The 6450-nt window shown below is 61.7% G+C and carries 5 protein-coding genes; 2 read left to right on the forward strand and 3 right to left on the reverse strand.

All coding sequences use genetic code 11. The features are described 5' to 3' along the window. Nucleotides 1-119: 119 nt before the first annotated feature. Complete coding sequence (locus F8197_RS27270) at nucleotides 120-1247, reverse strand: aminopeptidase (protein ID WP_152885094.1); 1128 nt, start codon at nucleotides 1245-1247, stop codon at nucleotides 120-122. Between the two features lie 9 nt (nucleotides 1248-1256). Beyond that, entirely contained in the window at nucleotides 1257-3335 is a 2079-nt protein-coding gene (locus F8197_RS27275) for a molybdopterin-dependent oxidoreductase (protein ID WP_152885096.1), read from the reverse strand. A 161-nt stretch (nucleotides 3336-3496) separates the two neighbouring features. Here F8197_RS27275 and F8197_RS27280 point away from each other — a divergent pair, with 161 nt between their 5' ends. Continuing rightward, complete coding sequence (locus F8197_RS27280; protein ID WP_152885098.1) at nucleotides 3497-4693, forward strand: M20 aminoacylase family protein; 1197 nt, start codon at nucleotides 3497-3499, stop codon at nucleotides 4691-4693. Here F8197_RS27280 and F8197_RS27285 read toward each other — a convergent pair. Further along, the gene (locus F8197_RS27285) at nucleotides 4690-5577 is read right to left on the reverse strand and encodes an NAD(P)-dependent oxidoreductase (protein WP_152885100.1); all 888 of its coding nucleotides are present in this window, start codon (nucleotides 5575-5577) and stop codon (nucleotides 4690-4692) included. The genes F8197_RS27280 and F8197_RS27285 overlap by 4 nt on opposite strands. A 131-nt stretch (nucleotides 5578-5708) precedes the next feature. Between F8197_RS27285 and F8197_RS27290 the strand changes: the two genes are divergently transcribed. Next, entirely contained in the window at nucleotides 5709-6254 is a 546-nt protein-coding gene (locus tag F8197_RS27290; RefSeq protein WP_152885101.1) for an acyloxyacyl hydrolase, read from the forward strand. Nucleotides 6255-6450: the final 196 nt, after the last annotated feature.

A 6450-nucleotide genomic window follows, 5' to 3' on the forward strand; every position in this document is an offset into this window, starting at 1 on the left:
GATAACGCGATGCTATCGGTCAGTTGACGCGGACGCAAGCGCATTTAAACATAATTAGAACGCGCCTTCTAACGCGTTAAGACGAGCAAATCATGTTGCACAGCAGCATGGGAGCGGTATCACAACATGCCCGGTGCGGCCTTTTGTCCATCCTCTGCGGGGACGCTGTCCGCTGTTGCAGTGCGCGCGAGTTGCTCCAGGCGCTGCTGGCGTTGAGCAAAATCAAGCGCAGCCATTTTTTGCACTGCACCATAAAATCGCACGAACGTTCTTTCTTGCTTGAGCAAGCTTCTGAATGCCGGTAAGTAATCGTGATATGTGCCGACCGCGCTCAGGTGCGCATTGGTCAACGGCTCGGCAAACCAGCGGTCGTAACCGGCATAGCCGCCCCAGCTTTCCTTGAGCTTCAGGTAATCCGATTGAAGGTGGGCGAAGATGCGCGCCTTCTCGGCGCGGCGGTGGCGCACGCTGGTTTTGCTGGCGTAGTTATCGGCCAGCATTTGCCGGTGGCGCACCAGCAGTTCCAGAAATTCGGCACGGCGGCCGTTGTAGCGCGTGTAGGCCAGGCGCATGTCGTCGTTGCCGTACAGCTCCAGCCAGCGCTGCACGCCGGCCTCTTCCACCGCCGTGGCAAAACTTTCGTTGAACTGGGTATCGCCGGGCACGTACACCACCTGGTGCGCCAGTTCGTGGAACACCATGCGCGCCAGTTCGGCGTCCGAGTAATTGATGAAGGTAGAAAGCAGCGGATCGCTGAACCAGCCCAGCGTGGAGTAGGCCGGCACGCCGCCCACTTGGACGTCGCTGCCTTCGCCGCGCAGTTCGTCGGCGTAGGCCATGGCGTCGTCCTTGCTGTAGTAGCCGCGATAGCTGACGCAGCCGGCGATCGGGAAGCACCACTGGATCGGCCGCAGCGACAGCTCGGGCGTGGCCACCACGTTCCACAGCACAAACGGCCGCGACAGCGCGGCGTAGTTTTTATAGGAAGCGTTATCGGGCAGGCCCAGCTCCTGCACCGCGAAGCGGCGGATCAGCAGCGCTTTTTCGAGTCGGGCTTTCAGTTGCGGATCGGTAGCAGGGTCGCCAAGCCAGTCATCGATCGGACGGGCATCCGACCACAGCGAATATTGTCCTTGCGCCGCCTGCATGTAGTACTTGACCTGGGCGCAACCGGCCAGCATCGCCAGCGTGCACGCCGCTACCAGCCAATACTTGGTACGAAGAACGCGGCGGGCAAATTGGCGCATACATTACCTTCAAGCACTAACTCTTTCAACCTGTACGAGTGTATCGTAAAACGTCGGTGCGCGGCCCATGTCGGTGAGGCGTTGGCTGGTGACCTCGTTGGCATTCTTGCCGTCGCTGGCAAGCTTTTTCCACCACACTGACAATCCGACCACCAAGCCCTGCCGGGCTTTATCGGTCACGCGCGCCTTGGCCACGAAGGTGCCGCGATCATTAAAAATCCTCACCATTTCCCCATGGGCGACACCGCGTGCAGCGGCGTCAAGCGGGTGGATGTCGAGGTGCGGCTCGCCCTCGGCCGCCCGCAAACTCTTGACGTTGACGAACGTCGAATTGAGGAAATTGCGCGCCGGCGGGGAAATCATCGCCAGTGGATAGCGCTGTGCAAGTTGAGGGTTGCTTGCAACAGATTCGTACGGTTCGAGGTAGGTCGGCAGCGGGTCGAGGCCGTCCGCCGCCATCTGCGCCGAGTAAAACTCGCACTTGCCCGATGGCGTGGGAAAGCCGCCGTGGGCGAACGGCGCCTCGGGCATGTTGAGCTTTTGCCAGCCCTGCTGTTTCAGCGATTCCCAGTCGAAGTGCATGGCGCGGACGTCGCTGGTCTTGAACGCTTGCGCGGCTAGCTGGTCGTCGGTCTCGGCAAAGCACGGATCGGTAAAACCCATGGCGCGCGCCAGCAGCCGGAAGATTTCCGTGTTGGGCTTGGACTCGCCCAGCGGCGCAATGGCGGCGTTGTTGGCCATCATGTACAGGTGGCCGTACGACGTGTGGGCGTCGATGTGTTCGAGCTGGGTGGTGGCTGGTAGCACAATGTCGGCGTAGTCGGCCGTATCGGTCTGGAACTGCTCGATCACGACCGTAAACAAGTCTTCGCGGGCGAAGCCGGCCGCCACTTTCGACGAGTCCGGGGCGATCGCCACCGGGTTGGAGTTGTACACGATCACCGCTTCCACCTGCGGGCCGAACGCGGGCGATGCCGGGCGCAATAAATCGTCGCCGATGGTGGTCATGTTGATGGTGCGCGGCGTTTTTTTCAGCAAGTCCGGCCGTTGCAGCGCCGGCTTGTTGGTCGGGAACGAGCCACTCGACGACAGTTGCACGCCGCCGGCCGCGTGGCGCCAGGCGCCCACCAGCGCCGGCAGGCAGGCGATATTGCGCACCGCCATGCCGCCGCCGCGCACGCGTTGCACGCCGTAGTTGGTACGGATCGCCACTGGCAGGCCTGCCTTGGCGGTCTGGCCGTACAGGCGCGCCAGGTCCACCACTTCGTCGGCGGTGATGCCGCAGGTGGCAGCGGTGCGCTCGGGCGTCCATTCCGCCGCGCGTGCCTTGAGCTCGTCAAAGCCCAGCGTGTAATCGGCGATGTAGTCGTGGTCGAGCAGGTCTTCGGCGATCAGCACGTGCATCAGGCCCAGCGCCAGCGCGGCGTCGGTACCGGGCAGCAGGGCGATGTGCTGGTGGCATTTTTCGGCTGTCAGCGAGCGGTACGGGTCGATGGCGATCAGCTTGGCGCCATGGCGCTTGGCTTCCTGGGCGCGGGTCCAGAAATGCAGGTTGGACGCAATCGGGTTGCCGCCCCAGATAATGATCAGCTTGGCATTCTGGAATTGCTCCATGTCGGTGCCCACCGAGGCGCCGATGGTGTACCGGTAGCCGGTAGCGCCGGCCGTGGCGCACACGGTGCGGTCCAGCAGCGAGGCGCCCAGCTGGTTGAAGAAGCGCGACGACATCGATTCGCCCTGGATCAGGCCCATGGTGCCGCAGTAGCTGTACGGCAGGATCGCTTCCGGATCGCGCGCGGCGATCGGCGCCAGGCGGTCGGCAATGGTGCGCAGCGCTTCGTCCCAGCTGATACGTTCGAACTTGCCCTCGCCCTTGGCGCCCACGCGGCGCAACGGATGCAGCAGGCGCTCGTCGTGGTAGGTACGCTCGGTATAGCGCGACACCTTGGTGCACAGCACGCCGGCCGTGGTGGGGTGGTCGGGGTCGCCCTTGACGGCGGTGGCCACGCCGTCTTCCACGGTTACCAGCAGGGCGCAGGTGTCGGGGCAGTCGAGCGGGCAGGCCGCGCGAACTTGTGTGCTTGTCATGTCTGGATCCAAAATAGCGGGAGGCGTAAAAACAATATGGTAAACGATTAGGGTCTTGCTCATGCCGGCTTGAGTCCGCTCTGGATAAAGTTGACGCACCCGGGCTACAATGGTCCTTCTCGCTACTCACAAGGCAAGCGAAATCCCATATGGAGAAGCAGATGAAACTAGTTGATCCCATCATTGCGTTTCAATCCGAAATACAGCAGATCCGCCGCGATCTGCATGCCCATCCAGAACTCTGCTACGAAGAGCAGCGCACGTCCGACGTGGTCGCCGACAAGCTCACGCAGTGGGGCATTCCCGTCATACGCGGCCTGGGCGTGACCGGCGTGGTCGGCATCATCAAGAATGGCACGTCCGAACGCTCGATCGGCCTGCGCGCCGACATGGATGCGCTGCCCATGCAGGAAATCAATACTTTTGACCACGCCTCGCGCCACCCGGGCAAGATGCACGCCTGCGGCCACGATGGCCACACCGCCATGCTGCTGGGCGCCGCCAAACACCTGGCCGAGCACCGCAACTTCGACGGCACGGTATATCTGGTTTTCCAGCCGGCCGAAGAAGGCGGCGCCGGCGCCAAGCGCATGATCGAAGACGGCCTGTTCGAGCAATGCCCGATGGATGCGATCTACGGCATGCACAACTGGCCCGGCATTCCGGCCGGCCACATGAGCGTGGTCGAGGGTCCGATGATGGCGTCCAGTAATGAGTTCTATCTGACCATCAAAGGCAAGGGCGCGCACGCGGCGCAACCGCACAAGGGCATCGACCCGGTGATGGTGGCGGTACAGATTGCGCAAAGCTGGCAGACCATCATCAGCCGCCAGAAAAGCCCGCTCGACACGGCCGTGCTGTCAATCACCCAAATCCATGCCGGCAGCGCCACCAACGTGATTCCCGACGACGCCAAGATGGTGGGTACGGTTCGAACCTTCACCTGGCCGGTGCTCGACCTGATCGAACAGCGCATGGAAGAAATCGCGCGCCACACGGCGGCGGCCTTCGGCGCCGAGGCGGAATTCCGCTTCCGCCGCAACTACCCGCCGCTGGTCAACCACCCGGCCGAAACCCGTTTCGCAGTGGAGGTGATGAAGGAAGTACTGGGCGCCGAACGGGTGGACGACCAGGTGGAACCGACCATGGGCGCGGAAGACTTCGCGTACTTCCTGCAGGCCAAGCCCGGCTGCTATATGTTCATCGGCAACGGCGAAGGCGACCACCGCGATGGCGGCCACGGACTCGGTCCATGCGTGCTGCACAACGGAAGCTACGATTTCAACGATAACCTGTTGCCAATTGGGTCGAGTTTCTGGGTGCGGATGGTGGAAAAGAGCTTGCCGCTGGCGGGTTAGATAAGGTCCGGGCCGCTACCGACTCGTACACCCGGATTCAATCCCTCCAGCGCTACCAGCGCGGCAGAATGATCCGCCTGCGGCAACTGCTCGGCCAGCGCCTCGAACCGCTCCGTCACCAGCGCGGTGACCGGCAGCACCACCCCGGCGGCGGCTGCCGCAGCGAGAATATTGCGCTGATCCTTGAGCTGCGTAGCCACCTTGCCGCCAGCGACAAAGTTACGCGCCAACATGCGCTGACCATGAACATCGAGGATTTTGCTCTCGGCGAAGCCGCCGCGTATTGCTGACCGCATCGCGGCAGGATCAGCCCCGGCCGCCTGGGCCAGCAACATGGCTTCGGCCACGATGTTGATGGTGGCGCCGACAATCAGCTGATTGCACAGCTTGGCCACCTGGCCGCTACCGGCCGGTCCGACCAGGGTTGGCCTTCCCATCGCCGCCAATATTGGCGCGACTTCAGCGTAATCATCGACGTCACCACCCGCCATGATCGCCAGCGTGCCGGCTGCCGCCCCGCCCACGCCGCCGGACACCGGCGCATCGACAAAGCGGTGTCCCTGCCCTTGCAGCAACGCGTGAAACGCCTGCGCCTCAGCTTGCTGGGTCGAGCTCATGTCCACCCATAATGCGTGTGGCGCCAATGACGGCAGGGCGTCTTGCATGACTTGCGCCACGATCGGGCCGGCCTCCAGCATCGAAATGACGATACCCGCATCGCGCAACGCGTCACCCAACTGCGCCACCGGTAGTGCGCCCGCATCGGCCAGCGCCTGTGCCTTGGCGAAGGTGCGATTCCAGACCGTGACTACATGGCCAGCCGCCAGCAGGCGCCGGACCATGGGATCTCCCATCAAGCCAATACCGAGAAAAGTGATACGCATAGACAATCCTGCTCCTGAGGTAATCAAAACACCGGTGCGCCGGAAGAAAATCCGGAACACCGGTACAATCTTGCCAGCCGTATCAAAGACGCATACAGCACTGAAAAGTCGGAAATAAACCCAAGGATACTATGTTCACGAAGACAATGATGGCGGCGGTGGCCGCCCTGATGGTGAGCCAGGCTGCAATGGCCCAAGACAAACTGATCGACTCGGTGTCGGTCGATTACGGCAGCGGCCCGAAACAACGGATGGTGCGCCTGAGCGCAGCCAGTGATTGGGACAAGCGCTGGTTCCAGTCGAACGGTACTCACGTGAGCGGCTACTGGGAAGGCAGCGTCGGTTACTGGCGCCAGAACCAGTACCGCAACGTCCCAGGCTGGGAAAAAGGCCTGTGGGACGTCGGTTTTACGCCGGTATTCCGCTTCCAGAATGACAACAAGAAGGGGATTTATTACGAAGCCGGCATCGGTGTTCACCTCTTGTCCAGCCTGTACAAAAACGACAGCAGGGAATTATCGACTGCCTTCCAGTTCGGCGACCATATCGGCATCGGCTACGTGATGCAAAACAACTGGGAAGTCGCACTCAAGTTGCAGCACTTCTCCAACGCCAGCATCAAGCGCCCGAATGGCGGCGCGAACTTCCTGGAACTGAAAGCTGCGTACCACTTCTAAGCAGGTTCCCAGAACAGCGCTTCTTCGGAAGCGCTTTTTTTATACCTGTTTTATAGACGCCCAAATGCAAAAAACCCCGCCAGGATCACCTGACGGGGTTTTTCTATATAACTAGCCTGACGATAACCTACTTTCACACTGGTTGCAGCACTATCATCGGCGCAAAGTCGTTTCACGGTCCTGTTCGGGATGGGAA

This window comes from Duganella sp. FT27W, from assembly GCF_009295655.1.
Lineage (GTDB): Bacteria > Pseudomonadota > Gammaproteobacteria > Burkholderiales > Burkholderiaceae_D > Rugamonas > Rugamonas zoogloeoides.